Source organism: Roseivirga thermotolerans, assembly GCF_014653175.1.
GTDB lineage: Bacteria > Bacteroidota > Bacteroidia > Cytophagales > Cyclobacteriaceae > Roseivirga > Roseivirga thermotolerans.
Map to the genome: position 1 here is coordinate 487,305 of NZ_BNAG01000003.1, position 20,076 is coordinate 507,380.

The 20,076-nt window shown below is 40.0% G+C and carries 16 protein-coding genes; 1 reads left to right on the forward strand and 15 read right to left on the reverse strand.

All coding sequences use genetic code 11. The features are described 5' to 3' along the window. Positions 1–107: 107 nt before the first annotated feature. Complete coding sequence (locus IE164_RS12150; RefSeq protein ID WP_189630501.1) at positions 108–1,358, forward strand: metallophosphoesterase; 1,251 nt, start codon at positions 108–110, stop codon at positions 1,356–1,358. A gap of 338 nt (positions 1,359–1,696) precedes the next feature. Here the strand turns inward: IE164_RS12150 and IE164_RS12155 are convergent, their stop codons facing one another. From IE164_RS12155 to purL, 15 genes are all read right to left on the reverse strand, one after another. Next, positions 1,697–2,203 carry a hypothetical protein gene (locus IE164_RS12155; protein ID WP_189630502.1) on the reverse strand — a complete coding sequence of 169 codons (507 nt, stop codon included), beginning with the start codon at positions 2,201–2,203 and terminating at the stop codon, positions 1,697–1,699. Between the two features lie 60 nt (positions 2,204–2,263). After that, positions 2,264–2,830 (reverse strand): hypothetical protein, encoded by a 567-nt coding sequence (locus IE164_RS12160; protein ID WP_189630503.1) that lies wholly within the window; start codon positions 2,828–2,830, stop codon positions 2,264–2,266. A gap of 220 nt (positions 2,831–3,050) precedes the next feature. Next, a complete protein-coding gene (locus tag IE164_RS12165; protein WP_189630504.1) occupies positions 3,051–4,556 on the reverse strand; it encodes a serine hydrolase domain-containing protein in 1,506 nt (501 codons plus the stop codon). A 380-nt stretch (positions 4,557–4,936) separates the two neighbouring features. Beyond that, a complete protein-coding gene (locus IE164_RS12170; protein ID WP_189630505.1) occupies positions 4,937–5,686 on the reverse strand; it encodes a CPBP family intramembrane glutamic endopeptidase in 750 nt (249 codons plus the stop codon). A gap of 64 nt (positions 5,687–5,750) precedes the next feature. Then, positions 5,751–6,674 (reverse strand): alpha/beta fold hydrolase, encoded by a 924-nt coding sequence (locus tag IE164_RS12175; protein WP_189630506.1) that lies wholly within the window; start codon positions 6,672–6,674, stop codon positions 5,751–5,753. 483 nt (positions 6,675–7,157) lie between these two features. Further along, the gene (locus tag IE164_RS12180; RefSeq protein WP_189630507.1) at positions 7,158–7,964 is read right to left on the reverse strand and encodes a helix-turn-helix domain-containing protein; all 807 of its coding nucleotides are present in this window, start codon (positions 7,962–7,964) and stop codon (positions 7,158–7,160) included. Then, a complete protein-coding gene (locus IE164_RS18575) occupies positions 7,964–8,098 on the reverse strand; it encodes a hypothetical protein (protein WP_262891753.1) in 135 nt (44 codons plus the stop codon). The genes IE164_RS12180 and IE164_RS18575 overlap by 1 nt, the downstream gene beginning before the upstream one ends. Beyond that, on the reverse strand, positions 8,085–8,492 hold the full coding sequence (locus IE164_RS12185; protein WP_189630508.1) for a putative signal transducing protein: 408 nt from the start codon (positions 8,490–8,492) through the stop codon (positions 8,085–8,087). Before IE164_RS12185 ends, IE164_RS18575 begins: the two co-directional genes overlap by 14 nt. Before the next feature lie 239 nt (positions 8,493–8,731). Next, a complete protein-coding gene (locus IE164_RS12190) occupies positions 8,732–9,361 on the reverse strand; it encodes a hypothetical protein (protein ID WP_189630509.1) in 630 nt (209 codons plus the stop codon). 93 nt (positions 9,362–9,454) lie between these two features. After that, positions 9,455–10,336, reverse strand: a complete 882-nt coding sequence (locus IE164_RS12195; protein ID WP_189630510.1) for an NAD-dependent epimerase/dehydratase family protein — start codon at positions 10,334–10,336, stop codon at positions 9,455–9,457. A 250-nt stretch (positions 10,337–10,586) separates the two neighbouring features. Beyond that, on the reverse strand, positions 10,587–11,210 hold the full coding sequence (locus IE164_RS12200) for a DUF2290 domain-containing protein (RefSeq protein ID WP_189630511.1): 624 nt from the start codon (positions 11,208–11,210) through the stop codon (positions 10,587–10,589). A 35-nt stretch (positions 11,211–11,245) separates the two neighbouring features. Further along, a complete protein-coding gene (locus IE164_RS12205; RefSeq protein WP_189630512.1) occupies positions 11,246–13,342 on the reverse strand; it encodes a DEAD/DEAH box helicase in 2,097 nt (698 codons plus the stop codon). 279 nt (positions 13,343–13,621) lie between these two features. Beyond that, a complete protein-coding gene (locus IE164_RS12210) occupies positions 13,622–14,158 on the reverse strand; it encodes a hypothetical protein (protein WP_189630513.1) in 537 nt (178 codons plus the stop codon). A gap of 251 nt (positions 14,159–14,409) precedes the next feature. Beyond that, a complete protein-coding gene (locus tag IE164_RS12215; RefSeq protein WP_189630514.1) occupies positions 14,410–14,946 on the reverse strand; it encodes a hypothetical protein in 537 nt (178 codons plus the stop codon). 1,065 nt (positions 14,947–16,011) lie between these two features. Continuing rightward, positions 16,012–19,707 carry a phosphoribosylformylglycinamidine synthase gene (gene purL, locus IE164_RS12220; protein ID WP_189630515.1) on the reverse strand — a complete coding sequence of 1,232 codons (3,696 nt, stop codon included), beginning with the start codon at positions 19,705–19,707 and terminating at the stop codon, positions 16,012–16,014. Positions 19,708–20,076: the final 369 nt, after the last annotated feature.

Genomic DNA, 20,076 nt, shown 5'->3' on the forward strand with positions numbered 1-20,076 from the left:
GGCTCCCCCGAGAGGTCGGGGGAGTCTTTTTTTATTCCTTATTTTAATGTTTGATTTGATAGAATTTATCTGAACTATACCACTTCTTTGGCAGTTAGACAAAACGAATGCGACCAAACCCTTTAGCCCTTCTACTTTTAATTGTTTTTTTGGCCTGGCTGGATTTTTATGCCTATCAGGCTACCAAGACCCTTATTGACTCCTGGAAGCCCGCTGCCAAACGTGTGGTACGGTACATCTACCTGGCTCAGGCCATTGTTATGCTGGGGCTGGCGGTGTGTCTTTGGCTCATTCAAACAGGTGCCGTAAGCTTTATGTTCATGCTTTCGATTGTCTTTATGAGCTACATGGCCAAGCTGCTGGCCGTACTCTTTATTTTCTTCGATGACATAAGAAGGGTACTCCGCTGGTTTTTTGAAGGCCGCAAGAAGCGATATGAAAAACGTGTGGCTAGCGGACAAAAAATGCCCCGATCAAAATTTCTTGCTCGTTCGGCCGTGGTGGTGGCCACCCTGCCCGTAGTTACCATGAGTTTTGGCATAGTAAAAGGAGCTTACGACTACCGGGTGAGAAGAAGGAGGGTGTTCCTACCCAATTTACCCAAAGCTTTCGAAGGGATAAAGATTGGCCAGCTTTCTGATATTCATAGCGGAAGTTTCTTTGATAAAACAGCCGTAGAAGGTGGCATTGATTTACTGCTTAAGGAAAAACCCGATGCCATATTTTTTACCGGAGATCTGGTGAACAATGAAACTCGTGAGGTTGCTCAGTATGTAGACTTATTTTCCCGACTAAAAGCCGATTTGGGAGTGTTTTCTACCCTGGGTAATCATGACTATGGTGACTATAAGGCCTGGTCTTCGCCAATGGCTAAAGCCCGAAATTTGCAGGAGATGATTAAGGTACATGAGCGCATGGGGTGGAGGTTGTTAATGAACGAACACGAGGTGTTGAGGATGGGAACTGACCAGCTAGCTGTGATTGGCGTTGAGAACTGGGGAGCCGGCCGATTTGCCAAGTATGGTAACCTTGAAGAAGCTGCCCGCCACGCTGAAGGCGATGTAAAATTACTTCTTTCGCATGATCCAAGCCATTGGGACGCTCAGGTGAGAACTGAGCAACCCGATATTGACCTGATGTTTGCCGGCCATACACATGGCATGCAACTAGGGGTAGAAATAGGAGATTTTCGATGGAGCCCTTCGAAATACATTTATAAACAATGGGCCGATTTATACCAGGAGGGTAACCAATATTTGTATGTGAATCGGGGGTTTGGATTTCTGGGATTTCCCGGCCGAATTGGTATTTACCCTGAGATCACCATTCTTGAGCTTACTTCGCGTCCGTTGGTGTAGCGGTGAAATCTTCGCGAAGCTTTTTGCCGATTTTTGAATGCACTTGCATTTCCTCTCTTCAATGATACCCAACGTTTAAGTATCTAGCTTCAGTCGTTTGGGTGACTCTTAACCAAAGGGAAACAGAATGTCTGTGTCTATGCTCTTTAAATGAGTTATTTGTGAGGATATAAAATGGTGACATAGCGTAGAAGCATTGGCCAGGCGATTTAAGTAAGTAAGCCTTAAACTTTGTAAACTCAATGGCTCGTATAGGATCGGGGAGCTTTTAAAGGCTCTTTTCTGTCCGCCATAATTTGGTGACTCTGAGTTCTTGCTAGCGACTGTTACCCACCGTATTATTTACCATAGATTTCGTAAAGGGTGTTCCAGATTAGCCCGTTTGAATCGTGTTGCTCCCAAAGGTCGTTGATTAGAAAATTTTGTTCGTAGTTCGCCTTATATGGACCAAATTGGTAGTCAGTTAAAAAAAAGACTTTGCTTACGGGTGAGTTCCTTAGTGCAATATTCAGGAGTTGATCAATTTGATCTTTGAATTCAGGCAAGAACTGAAATCGCACCTGCTGGTTTGCTCCACGAAGTTGGTCTTCAACATGGGGTATGACAATATTCTTTGGTTCATAGTCCCAGTTGATCAGCTCACCTGCAAAGAATCCTCCTTTGGAGCCTTCAACAAATTCAGGATTACCCAAGTGTAGAATTGTTCCTTCGTTTTTCAGCAGAAAGTCGTAGAAGAGTCCACGATCACTTTCAAGTTTATGTTCTTCACGAATTGCGAGTTTGAAATTGAACTGATTGATGTTCAGTTGTTTAGAATTGATCGATACAATCTCAATAGTTGGCACAAAATTATCTTTAAACTCTTGTTGTGGACAATGACTAGTAATTGGCTAGTAGGGCATGGCTCAAGTTACCTCTATTCTTGTTGAATTCTCCTTTTTTAGTTTCATCAATAACCACAGTCCTATAACAACTCTTATTGCCGGTTGCAAGTAGCTGTAAACCTGTTGGTACAGCCAATCAACTACTTCGTTAATTTGTGTAAGCCCCAGGTAAAACCGAGCGAAAGAACCAAGGCTTAGAATTCCAATAAAAATCAGAGAGGCAGAAATCAATTTCCCCAAACCACTTTCACTATTGAAAGCAAATCCAAATAACAAGGAACCCAACCCAAAACTGTAAATCACCAAGAAATACTTGCTATCGGAGAGGGCACTGCTTCCTATAATCAATGACCTATACATTTCCTTATCAACAGAAGAAGTTGCTTCAAGATAACCCGGTCTCCAAAATTGATTGAGAGCATCAATTAATAGTGCCTGTTGCGACATTTCAGTATAAGCCCAAACAGATAAGCCCAGAGTTCCTAAAATGACCAATAACTGATGTTTTTTATATAACAAATAGGCCACTCCCAGAAAGGCAATAAAATTCACTTGCGGATGCACAAAAAGTACCCACAATTTTGACAAATAGAGCGTATTTGAATGGAGCATAGCCCCCGCCTCAAGACCTTGAGAATTGACGCTGGGGACAAATATTAGAAATGCAGTTGTCAATGCTCCAAGAAAGGAACAGATTGCTGTAAACGTAATGAATTTGGTAGTGCTTCGTTCCATGGTTGTTTGGTTTTAGTAATGCTCTGATTGGTGTATCTGGTAGGGAATACACCATACACCTTGTTCGTGGTAGTTATTTCTTCGATGCAGATAATTTGATTCCGTTTCCATAGTCGGCTTCATCGATCATCTCGAAGGTAGCGTTATCTCCATCGAAACGAATGGTCATTTGGTATTTGTGTGCATTTGAGAACTCGTTGTAATCTATGACAATGGTATTACTATCAATCCATTGTGCTTTTGCAGCCATAGGTGTTTTAAAACGAGTTGCATTAGAAATTTTATAAGTCCCTTTCAGTCCAATAGGGACTTTTCGGTCTCCAACCTCATTCGACTTTGTTATGTTCAATCCTAAAAGCACATAGGCTGTATCAGGATCTTTTGCACATAACCTAAAATGACTAAACCCAATGTTGTTATTGTCGAATACATAGGTTCTGGCACATAGCTCACTTGCCAAAGGCGGTATATAGACCGTATCGTCTTCTAAAGTAGGTTTTTTAGCCCTTGCCAATTCTTCTTTAAGGAGTTGATATCCCTGCTCATTTGCTGTTATTTGGGCGTCAGACTTTAATGCATTCACAATATATGATCCTAGTTGGCCAGGTTCGAATCCTGTTCCATACATTACAATGACAATTTGTTTTTCAGGTAAAATAATTAAGCGTTGACCACCTCTTCCCTGCGCTTCAATAAGGCCTCCTAAATCTTCTCGCAACCACCATAAATAGCCATAAGACTCCTCATTGCTTAGTGCCACTTTTGGTGTGATTGATTCTTCGATCCATTTCGTGCTGACAATTTGTTTTCCGTTGTAAGATCCCTTATTCAAAACAAGTTGCCCAATTTTTGCCAGATCAACCGCAGTTAAATATATATCTCCCGATGCATTGGTAAAACCACTTAAATCGGTTCCAAACTTGTAATTCTCAATTTCCAGTGGGCTGAATAAGTACTCTTTTGCCAGCTGCTCCATTGTCATTCCCGAAGTTTCTTCGATGATCATCGAAAGTAACTGAACACCTACCGAGCAATAGACAAATTTTTCTCCGGGTGGATTAGTTAGAGTTGATGCAAAAATGTCTTTAAGAGGGAAATCACTTGATTTAATGATGTCACGCATATTTTCACCCTGTGAAAAATTGGAGCAAATACCGGATGTCATTGTTAAAAGATGCGCTATTGTTATTTCCTTTTTGCGTTCTGAATCAAAAAGAGAGGGGTTGTTCGGAAAGAAATCAGCTACTGTTTGTTCAACACTTGTTATAAAGCCTTTGTCAATGGCAATTCCTACCAGTATGGAGGTAATACTTTTGGTAATGGAAGCTACATCATGCAAATATTCCGCTTTTTGAGGGTAGAAATGTGCATCTAAAACCGGGGCATTATTTCTTTGAATGTACACACTATTAACATTGAGATTTTCATCTCTAATGGTTTTCACTAGCTGGCTCAGTATTTCGGAATCAAACCCATAATTCTCAGGGTACTCATTCCGGATGGCTGTTTTATTTTTTTGTGATTGAGAATTTGAGCAGGAAGCCAATAGGATTAAAGCAAAGATTAAGTATTTATTCATTTTGTAAGTCTTTATTTACTTAAGTCGCAAGCAGTATATTTCTGAACCTTGCCTCCATTTGTGTCTTCACAAATGGCTGTTAATAGACGCTGTGAGGACACCGCTTGTGGCTAGTATACTGGATTTAACAAATGCGATCTAAATGAGTAACCCTATTATTCATTTTGTAAGCCCTTAGTACTGCCAATACTCTCGTAGATGGTCAGTAGTGGATTTTAAACCACTAAACTGTGTGTTAGCACCAATCTTTGATTTTTATGATTATGCTCTTATATCTAGTGCTCCTCCCACTATTGCACTTAAACAATGTCGAGTTTTTGTGCGTTTTTTGCCACTACTGGCATAGTTTCTATCCTTTTAAATTCATTTGTACGTCCATTTTATTGTATTCTACAAGTATGTGAGCCGGTAACCTCATGAATACCCACTAAAATTAGAACCAGCGGAACGTAGAAATACAGACTCTTAATGACAAATTCTCCGGGTTGATGAGATCCCAAAACATCAATAATCCCAAGGCTTACATTAAAGGTTAAATGAAGTATGACTATCGCTATAATGGAACCTTGTGAGTGATTATAAATAATGCCCATAAGCATGCTCAACAGGACAACATTTAAGGAAAAAGCCCAAAAAGGAATTTTGGATTGCGGAGAATCAAGAAGCCATAAGGGTGCATGCCATAGCGACCATATTGCTCCTACGATTAAAGCACTTGCCATCCACCCATAGTTGGTTTTGATTTCAGGATAAAGCAAGCCTCTCCAGCCTAATTCCTCTCCTAATGGTCCCAAAAACAAGTTTATAAGCAAGAGAGGAATTAGGAATTTCAGTTCAAAATTCGACCATTGGATGACGTGTCCTCTTTGTAACTCCAAGATTAGAATGGCTCCGGCAATTACAAGAGGAAGCAATGAAACACATTGCCACCATGAAAAATCAGGGATGGAAAAGGACGTTTGCAATTTTGAAAGCAGCTCCTTCTTTACCGACCAGATTATGATAGCAGCGATATTCGGACTCCAAATGGCAATGAGCCAAATGGGCAAACCAATGGAAGATTCAGGTGTGTGGGCACCTGAAACATTTAACATCAACACCAATGATATGAGTGAGATAATAAAGGTCAATAGGAGAAAGCCTGCAATAGGGTTATCTGCCAAAAGGAGATTTATTCTTCCCATAGCTATTACTTTATCTAATTGATGAATTTTTCAACCAGTTGTTTATTGTCTCAATTGTCTCTTCAGTTTTCTCTTCCTGAACAAAATGTCCCGCTTCAAATGCATAGGTCGAATCCTTTGAAAAGAAGCTTTTCCATTTCTCCAGGTTATCCTTTTTAATGAAGTCGTCTTTTTCACCCCAAAGAATTAATACAGGTTTGTCTTTTATTGCATCAGCTTGTTTCCAGAGTTGGCCATACCAATCTGAAGAGCCAATCAACGATTTGCCTATGTTGAGCAAACCATACCGGCTACCTTTATTGGGGAATGGTTTTTTGTATTGCTTATGAATGTTTTTACTCAAATGCTTTTTGTTGTAAAATGCTTTTTTGAGTAAAACTGAGGGTGAAAAGTTGGTATTTAGGTATAGATAATTGCCCAACCAACTGTGAAGAATTTTATTGATCTTTTGAGCGTCTTTATCATTTTCTGTTTCCCAAAGCCATGTATTGAACATCACTATTCTCTTCACATTTTCGGGATTAGCTATGGCGTAAGCCAACCCAATGGGGCCACCAAAATCATGAACGACCAACGTTATGTTCTTTAGGTTTAAATGCTCAATGAGCAGATTTAGGTTTTTAGCGTGTTCTTGTGGTGTGCCAGCAAAGTTTTTGGGCTTGTCTGATAAACCAAATCCAATATGGTCTAGTGCAATGCATCTATAAGTACCAGACAAAGCCTTGATGTAATTTCGGTATAAAAAAGACCAGGTTGGTGTTCCATGAACAAACAGAATGACCTCGCCTTTGCCTTCGTCAATAAAATGTAGTTTACCGTGTTCTGTGGTGAGGTAGTTAGAATGAAAAGGGTATTCTGTAGTATTCAGCCAATTCTGGGCATTTGAAGATTTATACATGACAATAAGAGCTAGTGTTAAGAGTATATGCTTCATTTTTTTATGCAAATCTCCATTCTATTGCCAGAATATAATTGTAGAAATACGACCACTTACCTGCTACACTGCGGTTTGAGCCAGAAATCATCTTCAACCATCTTTAGCAGATATCAGCTCATTAGAATTGTTCCGCCTGAATGACTAATACCGGAGCCGTTTTTCAATTACCGGTAATTTAGAATCGGACGAAATTGAACTCCTTTTGAATATTGACTGCTCCAACGAAACTCGTAAACAAAGGGGGCGTGTTGATTTCAACAGCATTGATGGTATCGAACGGAAGGCAGAAAGCCTACCTATTACCTGCCCAACCGTATTTCTAGGGTAGAAAGGTTATATGAGAATGGTATGGCCAGAAAAAATGCCAAGAACCTTAAACGAGTTTCCTGATGTGGTTGAACTGGAGTAAAGCATAATCGCTTCATTTTTCAGGTAAAAATCCGGCTAGGTTCTTACCTGAAACTGTAGAAATTCGACTTGTCATTCGTTGGTATATCGGTGGTATAATGTATCCCTGTAGCTTTGTAGCTTCTTGGGAGAGAGTTTGGCAATTGATTTTACTTCATTGATGAGGTGGGGCTGATCGTGGTAGTCATACTCAACTACCAATTCCATCCAATTAACCGACTCATCTTTAGACAGTATGAAATCGATGTAGTTGTTTACACGAATAATCTTACAGTAAACTTTTGGGGAAATTCCTATCCGTGTTTTGAATAGCCGTTGCAATTGCCTTTCTGAAACATAAACCTTCTTTGCAATATCACCTATGGTTATTTTGCCTTTTGTCTGATGGATGGCTTTAATAGCTTGTTGAAGGGGAGGGCTATTTAAATTTTGGTTTATGTTGTCCGTTAAGAACTTTTCTGCCACTATCGCTTTTTGAGGAAAGTCTAATCCATCAAGCTCTGAATGTAAGTTTTCATATTTCTGCCTTAGATCTTCCGTCAAGTGGTTTACCAGTTTAGTCATAGGCAGTCTCATTAATTTGTAAAGCCCATCACCTATAAATGAGATGCCAAATAAATCGATCTTACCTTTTTGGTTTATGATTCTACTCGTGGCAAATGCAGGAACAATAATGACCCTCGGGTTCAAATACATAAACTTTGTGGCTTCCATATATTCAATGTCTCTGCCGTAATTAAATATCAGTAAATTCTGTCCTTTGGGAAGGTACCTTGAATTAATACCTACGGCCTCATCAATATCTCCTTTCATTTGCCAGTAGCATAGAATGTCATCTTTTAAAGATTTCTCAGCTACTAGTTTTTCTGTATAGTTCATTACCCTATTTTATCTTCTTTAGCAAGAAGCACAATGGCCCCGGCTGTGCGTAGTACATGATTGATCTGGAGTACCCGGGACAAGCTAGCACGGGTGGTAGCCAAAGCTGTGGTGTAGTATTTACTTAAATTCATTACCGCATTTTTTACATTTATAAACAGTCTTGTAGTAAATCGGAAATACCATAAACAGAAAAGAAATAATTGCAGATAATACTCCCTTTGTCCCTTTCATCGATTTAAATGCGCTATAAATATCTTCTGACTCACATTTAGCACATTTGATCGTTTCATCCTGGTCATTTGTTAGAGCAGATTTTTCGATCTCTTCAATGACTTCTGTTGCTTTTTCGATATCTGATTTACTAATCTTTAATTTAATTCCGCCAACAGTTACATTGTAAAGAGGGTTGAGTCCAACGATGTTTTCGTCAAACAGAAAGCATATTATGTTTTCGCTTTCAAGTTTGGACTTTACCATATGAGCCTCAATCGAATTGTCAAATGTCTTAATAGTGATTAATTCCAAGCTTAATTTTTTATACGTCCCAACATTCTGGCTATTAGCAGTGCATGATTGATCCGGAGTACCCGGGACAAGCTAGCACGGGTGGTAGCCAAAGCTGTGGTTTGCCTGCCTGTTGGCAGAGAGGTGTTTAATTTATTTATTTTTTGAATAAGAAGAGCTCGTTTGGAGCAATAGAAACACAGAAGATTTGGCACCACCGGCCGCATTGCGTGTAGGGTGTGTTGCTGATAGTTCTTTGGTTAATTGATATACTTTGATATGGATATAACCTTTGTAAGTCCATCAACTCTGAATTCTATACCATTATAATAGACATTGTCATTCACATCGTTGTCGGGAATCTCATACCAGATACTTGACCCCTCATTTTTAATTCTGATTAAACGGCCCTCTTGAATCATATTTGAATAGTGATCCATACGATACCTGTTGGCAATTTCACTGGCTCTTGAAATTATTGTCGAAGAATCAGCTAAGGAGAGGTTATCATTATACATCCTTAATTCAACAAGGTAACCAAAATGATTACAGCCGCCTTTCGATATAAATATGGTATCCTTTTCGTTCGGAATTAACGCTCCGTTGAGTTCATCTTTCCAGATGTAATCTGAAATTGATAGATCTTCTAACCATTCAGAGGTAAGGCTTTTATAGTCATCATTAAAAATACAATCGCTGTTAACGAGCTCAGGTCCATCATTATTGGTTTGTTCTTTGCGCCCTGAATTTTCTTCATTTAGGAAGACAGTGTCAATAGCTAAACTTTCAGGTTCTGCTTCTGGAATCGATTCTTTGATTTCTTCAGAGGTATTCTTGCTCAAACTACAACTCAACAGGAATATTGAAAGTAATAAAATGTGGTGTTTCATAAGGATTAATTACTACTAACGGTTCTGCTAAACGCAGTATGGGCGTGTATCTCAAATTGCCGTTTTAGCCATTGTAATACCTCATTTCTTTTTTTATTCTAAATATGGAAGAGTCTCATAATCTTCTTTGTCAAATTGCTCAATTACATCAAGAGCTCCTTTTTTTGATTCCCAACCTATTTCTTTGGCGGAATATGATGAGTCATAAACTCGGTCGATTGATTTAGGAAATTTCCATTTTCTTTTATCGAATTCATTGGCCAGTTGTGGATGTCTTTCCCGAATAACAATTTCAGGATTCCTTGCCAATTCTTCAAGGTCAGATTTTAAGAATGGAGTCTTTCCCGATATCACATAAGTATCTATTTCTTTCGTTTTCTTTGATTCGCTTGCAAGTATATGTGCATCTGCCACATCTCTATAATCTACTCCTCTGTGCAGCCGATAAACTGCCATTTTCTGAACAGGTTCCGGAAAACATCTTGACATCCTAATTATGCTGACCTTTAGTTTGTCACCTGCATATTGATTGAATAATTTTTCAGCCTCTAATTTGGTTTTATGATAGATGGTTTTTGGTTCAGGAATTGTTTGTTCATTGACCCAAACGGCTTTTTCTTTTCCGTGACTCGCATATCCGTATAAAGCTGTGGTACTTGTAAAAATAATTTGTGAAACGCCACAAGCTAAGGCAGCTTTGCAAATATTTTCTGTCGCATGAACATTTATTTCATAGAATTTTTTTTCTGAACTATAGGCTACATGTGGAGCATGTAATGCTGCTGAATGAAAAACAGTTTCTACGTTTTCAAATGATTTTAAGAGATTTTCGTAATCGCAAATATCTCCAATTATTGATGTTGCCGATGAAGGAGATAAGTCAAGTCCTTCTGTTTTATATTTTTGGCTTAACTTCCAATGCAATGCTCTCCCAATTCTTCCACTGCTTCCTGTAATCAAGACTTTTTTTGTCATTGGATTTCGTCTTCTTTTTGATGTGGTATAACGTTCTGGCTGCTCGTAGTGTGTAATTAATCCGGAGTACTCGGGGCAAGCTAGCACCGGGGGTAGAGCTTAATTTTTACTTCTTATTTTTCCATTCTTTGCTTGCGTCCAACTAAAATGAGTATGCGCCCTCGCTGCTAGTTGCTCTGAAATGTCTTATTCGCATTGTCGTATCAAAGGGCTCTGTTCGCATATTCATTTTAGTATTTGTTGTGGAGCGTTATTCAAGATATAGCTCAATTTGATCTTTCTTATTATAGTATTTATTTTCAATCGCGGGCATTGCCGATTTTGCCTTCTCAATTCGTGAAATCTGCTTTGAATCTTGAAGAACTTTCTGCCAATACTCTGGATAGAGTTGACGTACAATAAAATAAATGAAGGCTTCAGGATCAATAAGTTTTTTAATTCCAATTCTTGTCGAGTTATTGATTCCTAAATGTAAGTGAGATACTGGATGGAGGCCTTCGTTATAACTTGTTTCGTCATAATCGTATCTAATTGCAAAAGGAAATTCCTTAATTGCACATTCTGATACATACTGCTCATAGTCTGGGCCGAGCACATATTTATCACTGTCATCCATATAACCATGTTCGTGTAAAAAGTCAGTGAAAGTCATGCAGTCAAATGGATTTCCAAAGTATGAAAACGACTGGCTTTCAACATTAAAGTTTATAAGAGCACCATCTAACAAATGAAAATGATAGCAATTCCCAGCAAAATGGGTTTTCCAAAGTTTTTCAAAACTCAACTTTCGAATCTCGGCTAGATTCAGGCCGAGTTTTTCTGGATTGGGATTAAACTCTTCGAGTAAATCCATTGATTTTAAAAACTTGGCCATATCATGGATTTGAGTTAAATACTTGGCTTTAGATTTCAACTCTTCTTTTTTTCTTCACTTAGTTGATCAACATATCTTTTTATTTCATCAGGTGATAGCGTAGACAAGGCATTTTCAATCATTTTTTTTGATTTACTTTTTCGAATTGCTTGATCCTTTATATCTCTTTTCATAACCTTCAAGTCTTTCGAACTCGGGTATTTGAATTTTAGATAAGGGAAATTATTCTTAGCATCTTTTACTTCATTTATGATAAAATCCATGTTGTCGCCAATACCAGTTATAGCAACCCATGCTTTCGATCGTGTTACTGCTGTGAAAAGTATGTTCCTTTCTTTTATTGTTGGATCTGTTGAGAAGAGAGCTTCTGAACCCACTATGTAAACGGAATATGCTTCATTTCCTTTAGCCTTGTGCACAGTACTAAGTGTGACTTTCCCATCCATCTGAAAATCCTTAACAGCATACTTATCTGCGTGGATGTTATTGGATCCTATTTTGTACTTAGTGCCAAGAATTTCCTGAATATCTCGGAGGTACTTAGATGCATTTCTATCATCCACAGTAATTACTAAAATATCCTCTGGAAGAAGACCTTCTTTTATGTCAGCATCAATCATACTGGCAACACTGTACAACTCCTTAGAATAATCTTTGTATTTATTGACTCTTATAAGTTCATCGATTGAATATCTTTTGGAAACCGATTCAAGAGAGTTTTCACTAGCTCTTTCAATCTCTAATTCTGATCCTTCTTTTAAGCTACCTTTCTTAATATCGTAACCAATGTCATTCCAGTATTCCTCGCTTTCGATCATCTGAACAATTCTTTCCCCATATATGCCAAATCCTAGTGCATGAGCAATGACTAATATTTCTCTTGGATTTCTGTAGCATTTGTAAAGAATTATATCTTCATCAAAATCGATTTTAGGCTCACCTTTTTCATTTTCTCCAAATATGTCACGTGCTGAAGGACTATTCGGTAGAAATATGGTTTGTAGTTCGTCATAAGCCCAAATGATTTTGCTCCCTTCACAAATTGCCAGGCAGAGTTTTAAGAATGAAGGAGGGAAATCTTGTCCTTCATCAATGAATACGTAATCATAAACTTTTTCAAAAGATTCTCGACTTTCAAGAAAGCTCTTACAGACATAGTCAAATGCATTAGAGGACTTTCCTGATGCAATCGAAAAAGACATTGTCGGAATTTCGTTAGCACGACAAGCATTGTAGTAAACCCCTGGATTGTATGAACTACCCCACGCGTGGATAATATCTAAATTGTCCCAATTGGGATCATTATCTTCAAACTGTCGATAAAATCGCGTTATCAACCTTTTTATATGTTGATGGAGGCTTTTGGTATGAAAAGTATAGACAAGCTTAGCATTCGGATGCTTCAAGTGTGTTAGGGCTGCTTTGATCGCTAATACAACGGTTTTTCCAGAGCCAGCCAATCCTCTAACTCTACTTACTCCGGTTATTGGACTTGTATAGGCACTTCTTTGATATTGGTCAAAACTAGAAATTTCTTTTTCTAGCTGATTAGCGGCATCCCCCTTCGAGTTTTCTACAACTTCACCTCGATTTTTGGTTTTTGAGATAGCTTTTGAGCCCTCGATTGTTGACTTAATTTCAGAATATAGTTCTTCATCTATTTGATCGGTAGTGTGACTAGTGAAGAAATTCTGTAAATCTTGTTCGCTAGTGCAAATTGAAAACTCCGAATCTGAATTCTGGTAATTTTCAATTAGCGGTGCGTATACAATGGAATTAATTGGAAAGTTGAGATCTCGTTTTGATTTTCTTAGTTTCTTATTTCTTAACGTTCGCGTAAACAGTATTGAAAAGAGGTTGTCAAGTTCTTCTTCAATTGATGACTCTTTTTCATTAAAATCATCTCGACTGGTAGAGTCATCAACGTGTATCAGAATTACTCCATGGCTTTTTGAAACTATCAGTATCTGAGCGATTACAATCTCTTCATCAAGATCTTTGTAAATCGGGAATTCATTAAAAAGTGATGCATAGTTAAGATTGTAAAGAGCTTCCTTACTCTTTAAATTTTTGATCAATGAGTTTACTAGATTCTCATGACTTAGCTTTTTATCTGTTATTCCTAATTCCATAGATTAAGTTCGCAACTCTATGCTCCACAACGTTAGCTATGCGCCACTGTGATGGCGGTTATATTTAATTTCTGTTGGAATAAGGTTTCGCATTATGCATATTTCACTTAATCGAACAAGTACGATAAAAATAAGAAGAAGTAAAACTTCTTATTTGAACGAATTTCATAAAATTAAGAAAATAGTTTGGCGTGTATACTGTTAGATTGACACCGATTAATCTTTTTGAATTAAGCCCAACGGTTTGGCTAACAAACGTGTCCCGTAGGGCATATTTTGTTAGCCTTTGTTGGCGAGTCGTTTTTTTATTTTTTCTAAATAGTTTTCACACTCAGACTTAAAAGTCTCTTCAATAGAGACTTGGTCGTCCTCAAACCGATTATGACCAAGACTAATTTGGTCGATTAAGTATCCTTCTCGGAAGATGTAAGTTCCATGGAATCCACCGTCAAATCGATCATAATCAAGGGTGCTTGTTTCCTCATTCCATGCGAATTGTTTGAATTTATCATCTATAAAGAATGGTGTTTCCTCTCTCAAGTAAAAGACATATTCCTGTACTCCGTGTGAGATAAATATGGTCACTTCAATTTTCCGAACAGTACCAGTGAAATCATAGAAACCTTTTAATTCGCCTCCGCCATCGGTCATATTTTCCAAAAACTCTTCGTTTTCCAACTTGATAATTTTCAGAGAGTCATTTTGGTCAATTTTCACTTTTGCGGTTTTAATCTCTGGATACTTATCAATCAGTCCTTGTCCCTGAATTTTCAAAGTCATTAGTAGAGTGAAGATGAAAATTGATATTTCTTTCATTTTTTTAGTGCACGCCAACGCCTAGCTAGCAGGAGTGCGCTCCGAGCTTGGCAAGTTCCGATAAAACTAATGAATCTGCCGGTGCTTTTAAAGTATTAGAATGGCACTGCGTCTAGAAAGATGAAAACTCCTGCGAGATGCACCTAGTAGAAAGTATTACACTTTCCCAGCGGCTGATTCATGGTGATGTAGCACTGAAGATAGTAAAATAGCAGTTGGCGCATTCGTGCTAGCGCTTGTTGTAGGGCGTATTAATTCTCTCCGGTCAGGAATGGTTGTTTGTTCAGTTGCTCTTCAAAGGCTGCCTTCGTTTTAAATGGCCAATATTCAAAGTCACCAGATTTCTTCATTCGTTCGTACTCCTGTTCTCTCGTAAGTTTCAATTCTCGATAATGTTCACCAAGAGTTAAAATGCTTTTAAGAATGTCTTTAAAGGAAAATCTAATAAGCGGGTGAGTTAAATCGACATAATCCCAATCGTATTCTTGATCAGATTGAAGGAACATAATGTATCTGGAAATTTCCTTAATTGCATATTCTGTTAGAGAATCTCGCCCATTAAGTTTATGATTTCTTGTGTCATCATAAAGTCCCCACGCCATTTCTAGTATTGGCCGGATAACAAGGTCATCGTTAGTTGACTGCTCAGACCTATAATATTGTTCGGGTAGCCAACCAAATGTCACATCGTTCATGACCGACTCCTCAAAGTCATCGTTGCTTATTTGACCGTTCGACAGTTGTCTCAGGTGATATGCGAGTTTCTTCCTTCGTTCAATGTCAATCATATGCGTTCTAGTAATGCCCTACAACGTTATATATCAGTCATAAATATGACTTTTATTTTTCTATAATGTAAGATTTATGACTTATAGCCATTAAATACAACTGCTATAAGTCACTAACATCATCTTTTAGGTTTAATGTATCGAGAGGTGATATCACTTGATCTATTCCACTATTTAAAATGTGTGTATACGTTTCTGTCGTCAGGCTAGGGCTGTGTCGCAGGAGCTCTTGTATATATCGTAAATTAACCTGAGTTCGATGTACGAAGGAATGTCATGCCGGAAAAACAGGCCTTAAACTCTCAAAAAGGGCTGTTTTGTCCGGTATCTCAACGGAGCCTAAATGAGATTGCGGATATTTTCCTTTGCGTATGTGAAGTTTTGAGAGGAAAATTCCGCAATGACGTCCTAAGAGGGGATATTTTACTACTTACATCGAACTCAGGTTAAATTAGTACCTCTATCCATAAGGTGAGTGGCAAAGCTATGTCTTAAGGAGTGTAGCGTAACCTTTTTTTCTGACCCCAGAATGAATTAAGGCACTTTCGTTTGCTCTTTAATTTGAGTATTTCTGATTATACATGTTCAATTTCTGGCTACTGGAATTTAAAAGAAAGAGAAGGTGTCAGAGATCATAGATTCTGTCATTCTTTACTAAAACCGCAGGGCCAGACACCTTGATAAGGTGACTTTTCGCTTAAGTCGCCAAGTGTAGATTTCTATGCCTTGCTAGCATTTGTGTCTTCACAAATGGCTCTTATAAAGGGTTGTTGAAGACACAGCTTGTGGAGAAAACGGAATATTTGCTCTTATATGACAGGGGTAAGCAATCCTAAACCATAGTTTAGGAATTATCGATTTGTTTCTCCTGGGAGTAGCGCTTGGAGAAGCCTTCATAAAAAAAAAGCTGTCTCAAAAGCTACTATTTTCGTCATTCCCAGCTTGACTGGGAATCTCTTTCGGCCTACAGAGTTAGTTTGGGGAGATTCCCGATCGCTGTCGGGAATGACAGTTAGCTTTTGAGACAGCCTCTTCTTTATATTTTTTTGATTTATTGTCTAAAATCTAAACTCTCTCGGCTACCCAATGCTTAGCATTGATAAATGCCTGAATCCATGGGCTTAGCACATCTGCTTTTTGCTCTGCCGGATAGTTTGCCCAGTTCCAGGGGAAGATGGAGCGTTCAAAGTGAGGCATAATGGCTAAGTGCCTGCCGTCTTTGCTGGCCAAACCAGCCACATGGTAATCGGAGCCATTGGGTGAAGCCGGGTAGGCCTCGTAGCTGTATTTAGCAATGACGTGGTATTCATTTTCTGCTTCAGGTAGTTTGAAACGACCTTCACCATGTGCTACCCAAATGCCCAGCCTTGTTCCGGCCAATGAGCCTAACATCACGGAGTTGTTTTCCGGAATGGTTACGTTTACAAAGCCCGATTCGAATTTGTGGGCTATGTTATGGTCCAATTTCGGATGAATTTTGTGCTCAGGATAAAGCAGTCCAAGTTCACCCATCAACTGGCAACCATTGCAGATGCCGAGTGAGATAGTGTCTTCTCTGGCATAGAAGTTATCGAGAGCAGCTTTGGCCTTTTCGTTATAGAGGAAGGCCCCGGCCCACCCTTTGGCTGAACCTAACACGTCTGAGTTGGAGAAGCCACCCACAAAGGCAATGAAATTGACATCCGTCAGGTCTTCTCTACCGGCTATAAGATCGGTCATGTGCACATCCTTTACATCGAAGCCGGCCAGGTGCATGGCATAGGCCATTTCTCTATCGCCATTAACTCCTTTTTCCCGAATGATGGCCGCTTTGATTCCCGTAGACTGCTTTCGGTTGGGGTCTAGCCCCAAAGCTTCATATTGCCCGCTAAAGCCCTCAGGGAACTTGAACTGAAGAGGCTGTTTTTTATAGTTTTCAAATCGGGCTTTGGCCAACTCCTTACCCGATTGTTTCTGGTCTAGAAGGTAAGAGGTTTTGTACCAGGTGTCTCTCAGCGATTCAATATCGAACAAATAGCTTTGAGTATTGCTTTGGATAGACAGAATTGGTTCCCCAATTGGTGCCCCCAACTCATAGTTCATAGTTCCAAGTGCAGTAAGGTTTCCTACAACCTCACCCAAGTGTTCATTGGCTATTTGAAGTACCAAGGCAGGTTTTTCGGAGAAGAAGATGGAAATATCGTCTGCTCCGGAGAAGGCCTTCAAGTTGGCAGAAATACCAAGGTCTACCTGAGAGAAAGTCATTTCTAATAGGGCGGTAATCAGACCTCCGGCAGACACATCGTGTCCGGCCAGTACTTTTCCTTCTTTGATGAGCTGCTGCACATAGTTGAATGTTGCCGCAAAGTTGGAAGCACTCTTAATGGTTGGTGCTGCAGTTCCTATTTTTCCAACTACCTGGGCAAAAGAGGAGCCACCAAGTTTAAAGCCATCGCCCGACATATCTACATAAAGCAATGTAGATTCAAAATTGGGCTGAAGTACTGGCTCTACTACTTGCTTGAGATCGCTTACCTCACCAACAGCCGATACAATGACTGTTCCGGGAGCATAGACTACATCGTCTTTATATTTTTGGGTCATGGACATGGAGTCTTTTCCGGTAGGCACGTTAATGCCCAGCTCGCAAACAAAATCGGAAAGACCTTTTACCCCGGCATACAGGCGTGCGTTTTCTCCTTCATTTTTTGCCGGCCACATCCAGTTAGCGGAAAGGGAAATGCCTTTGATGCCTTCTGAAATAGGTGCGAAAATAATATTGGTAAGCGCCTCGGCTACCGAGAGTTGAGAACCCGCCACCGGATCGATGAGAGCAGAAACGGGCGCATGACCAATGGAGGTGGCTATACCTTTTTCTCCTCTGTAGTCCATGGCCATAACTCCCACATTGTTGAGTGGCAATTGAATGGGGCCTGCCGTTTGTTGTTTGGCTACGCGCCCTGTAACACAACGGTCTACTTTGTTGGTGAGCCAGTCTTTACAGGCCACGGCTTCCAATTGCAATACCGCATTGAGGTAGTCTTGAAGCTTCTTTATATCATAAGTAACCTCAGCAAAGTTGGCCGGAACCGACTTGTCTTCCAGAATGGTCTTTGGAGAGGAGCCGAACATGTGGGCCAGGTCCCAGTTGATGGGGTGCTCATTGGTTTCTTTGTTTTCGAACTTGAATTTATGATCTCCTGTAATGTCTCCTACCACATAAATAGGGGCTCTTTCTCTTTCGGCTACTTTTTTGAGGTAGTCAATGTCTTGTTGCTTCATTACCAGCCCCATTCTTTCCTGAGATTCATTGCCAATGATCTCCTTGTCAGATAGGGTAGGGTCTCCCACAGGTAATTTCTTTACGTCAATTACTCCTCCGGTTTCTTCTACCAGTTCGGAAAGGCAGTTGAGGTGGCCACCGGCACCATGATCGTGAATGGAAACGATTGGGTTCTTATCCATTTCGGCCATGGCTCTAACGGCATTGTAAACCCTCTTTTGCATTTCCGGATTAGAACGCTGAATGGCGTTTAGTTCTATGCCTGAGGCAAACTCTCCGGTATCGACAGAAGAAACGGCTCCACCTCCCATTCCAATGCGGTAGTTGTCGCCACCCATCACCACAATTTTATCACCTACCTCAGGGGTATCTTTCAGAGCGTCTTCTTTCTTTCCATAGCCAATACCTCCGGCCAACATAATGACCTTATCAAAGCCATGTTTTTTGCCGTTTTCCTGATGCTCAAAGGTGAGTACCGATCCGGCTATTAGAGGCTGACCAAACTTGTTGCCGAAATCGGAAGCACCGTTAGAGGCCTTGATGAGGATATCCATTGGAGTCTGATAGAGCCACTTTCGCTCCGGCATGTTGGCTTCCCAGGCTCGTCCTTCCTCCAGTCGGGAGTAAGAAGTCATATACACGGCTGTTCCAGCCAGTGGCATGGAGCCTTTGCCTCCGGCCATGCGGTCTCTTATTTCTCCGCCAGAGCCTGTAGCTGCACCATTAAAAGGTTCAACAGTTGTTGGGAAGTTATGCGTTTCGGCCTTTAGCGAAATTACCGAGTTAAAGTCTTTGGTTTCAAACCAGTCGGCCTTGTCTTGTGTTTTTTGAGCAAACTGCTCTACCACAGGGCCTTCTATAAAGGCCACGTTGTCTTTGTAGGCCGAGACTAGCTTGTTGGGGTTTTGCTCAGATGTTTTCTTGATGAGTTTAAAGAGCGAGGTAGGCATTTCCTGCCCATCGATTATAAAGACTCCATTGAATATTTTGTGTCGGCAGTGTTCGGAGTTTACCTGAGAGAAGCCAAACACTTCGCCATCGGTTAGTTTGCGACCCAACTGCCGGCTCACATCGTTTAGGTAGTCAATTTCCTCATCGCTGAGCGCCAAACCCTCTTTTTGATTGTAGGTAGCAATGTCATCGATATAACGTACCGGTTCGGGTTCAATGTCTATGGTAAAAAGCGACTGATCCAGCGAGGTGTATAGTACCTGCAACATGGGGTCGAAGGCTACGTTGGCCGACTCTACCTGCTCGAATTCTTCGATACGGGAAACTCCTGAAATACCCATGTTTTGGGTAATTTCTACCGCATTGGTGCTCCACGGGGTAATCATTTCCTTGCGTGGCCCCACGTAGTATCCTTTTAATTCGGTGGCTTCTATTGTTTTGGCATTGCCAAAAAGCCAGAGGAGTTTAGGAAGGTCTTGTGGTGAGAGTGTTTCAGAAAGGCCTACAGCATAGATTTTGCCTTGTCCGGCATCAAAAAACTGAATCATTAGATCGATTGCGTTTGGGTACGAATTACCCGCGCAAAATTAGAAAAAGATTTGGGTTTAAGAACTATAAAACCGGTGGTCAACCTTTGGTTTTGCATAGAAAGGTGTTTAAAAATACTTGTACGCCATTAATGGGTGACGGGTGAAAATACCTGTTCTTCTTTTGGGGTATTCTCTACCTGTTTTTTCACTCACCAAAGGCAGAGTTTTGTCTGGCAATCAACATATGTCAGCAGAAGCCAAATTCCTGCAATACGAGTTAGCAGGGGCTTTTAAAAACGGTGTGGGTGTGATTAGATGTTTAGGTGAATTTTTCTGAATCAGACTCAATCATTGCCACTATTTTTTGCAATGACCAGCCAGCAGGGG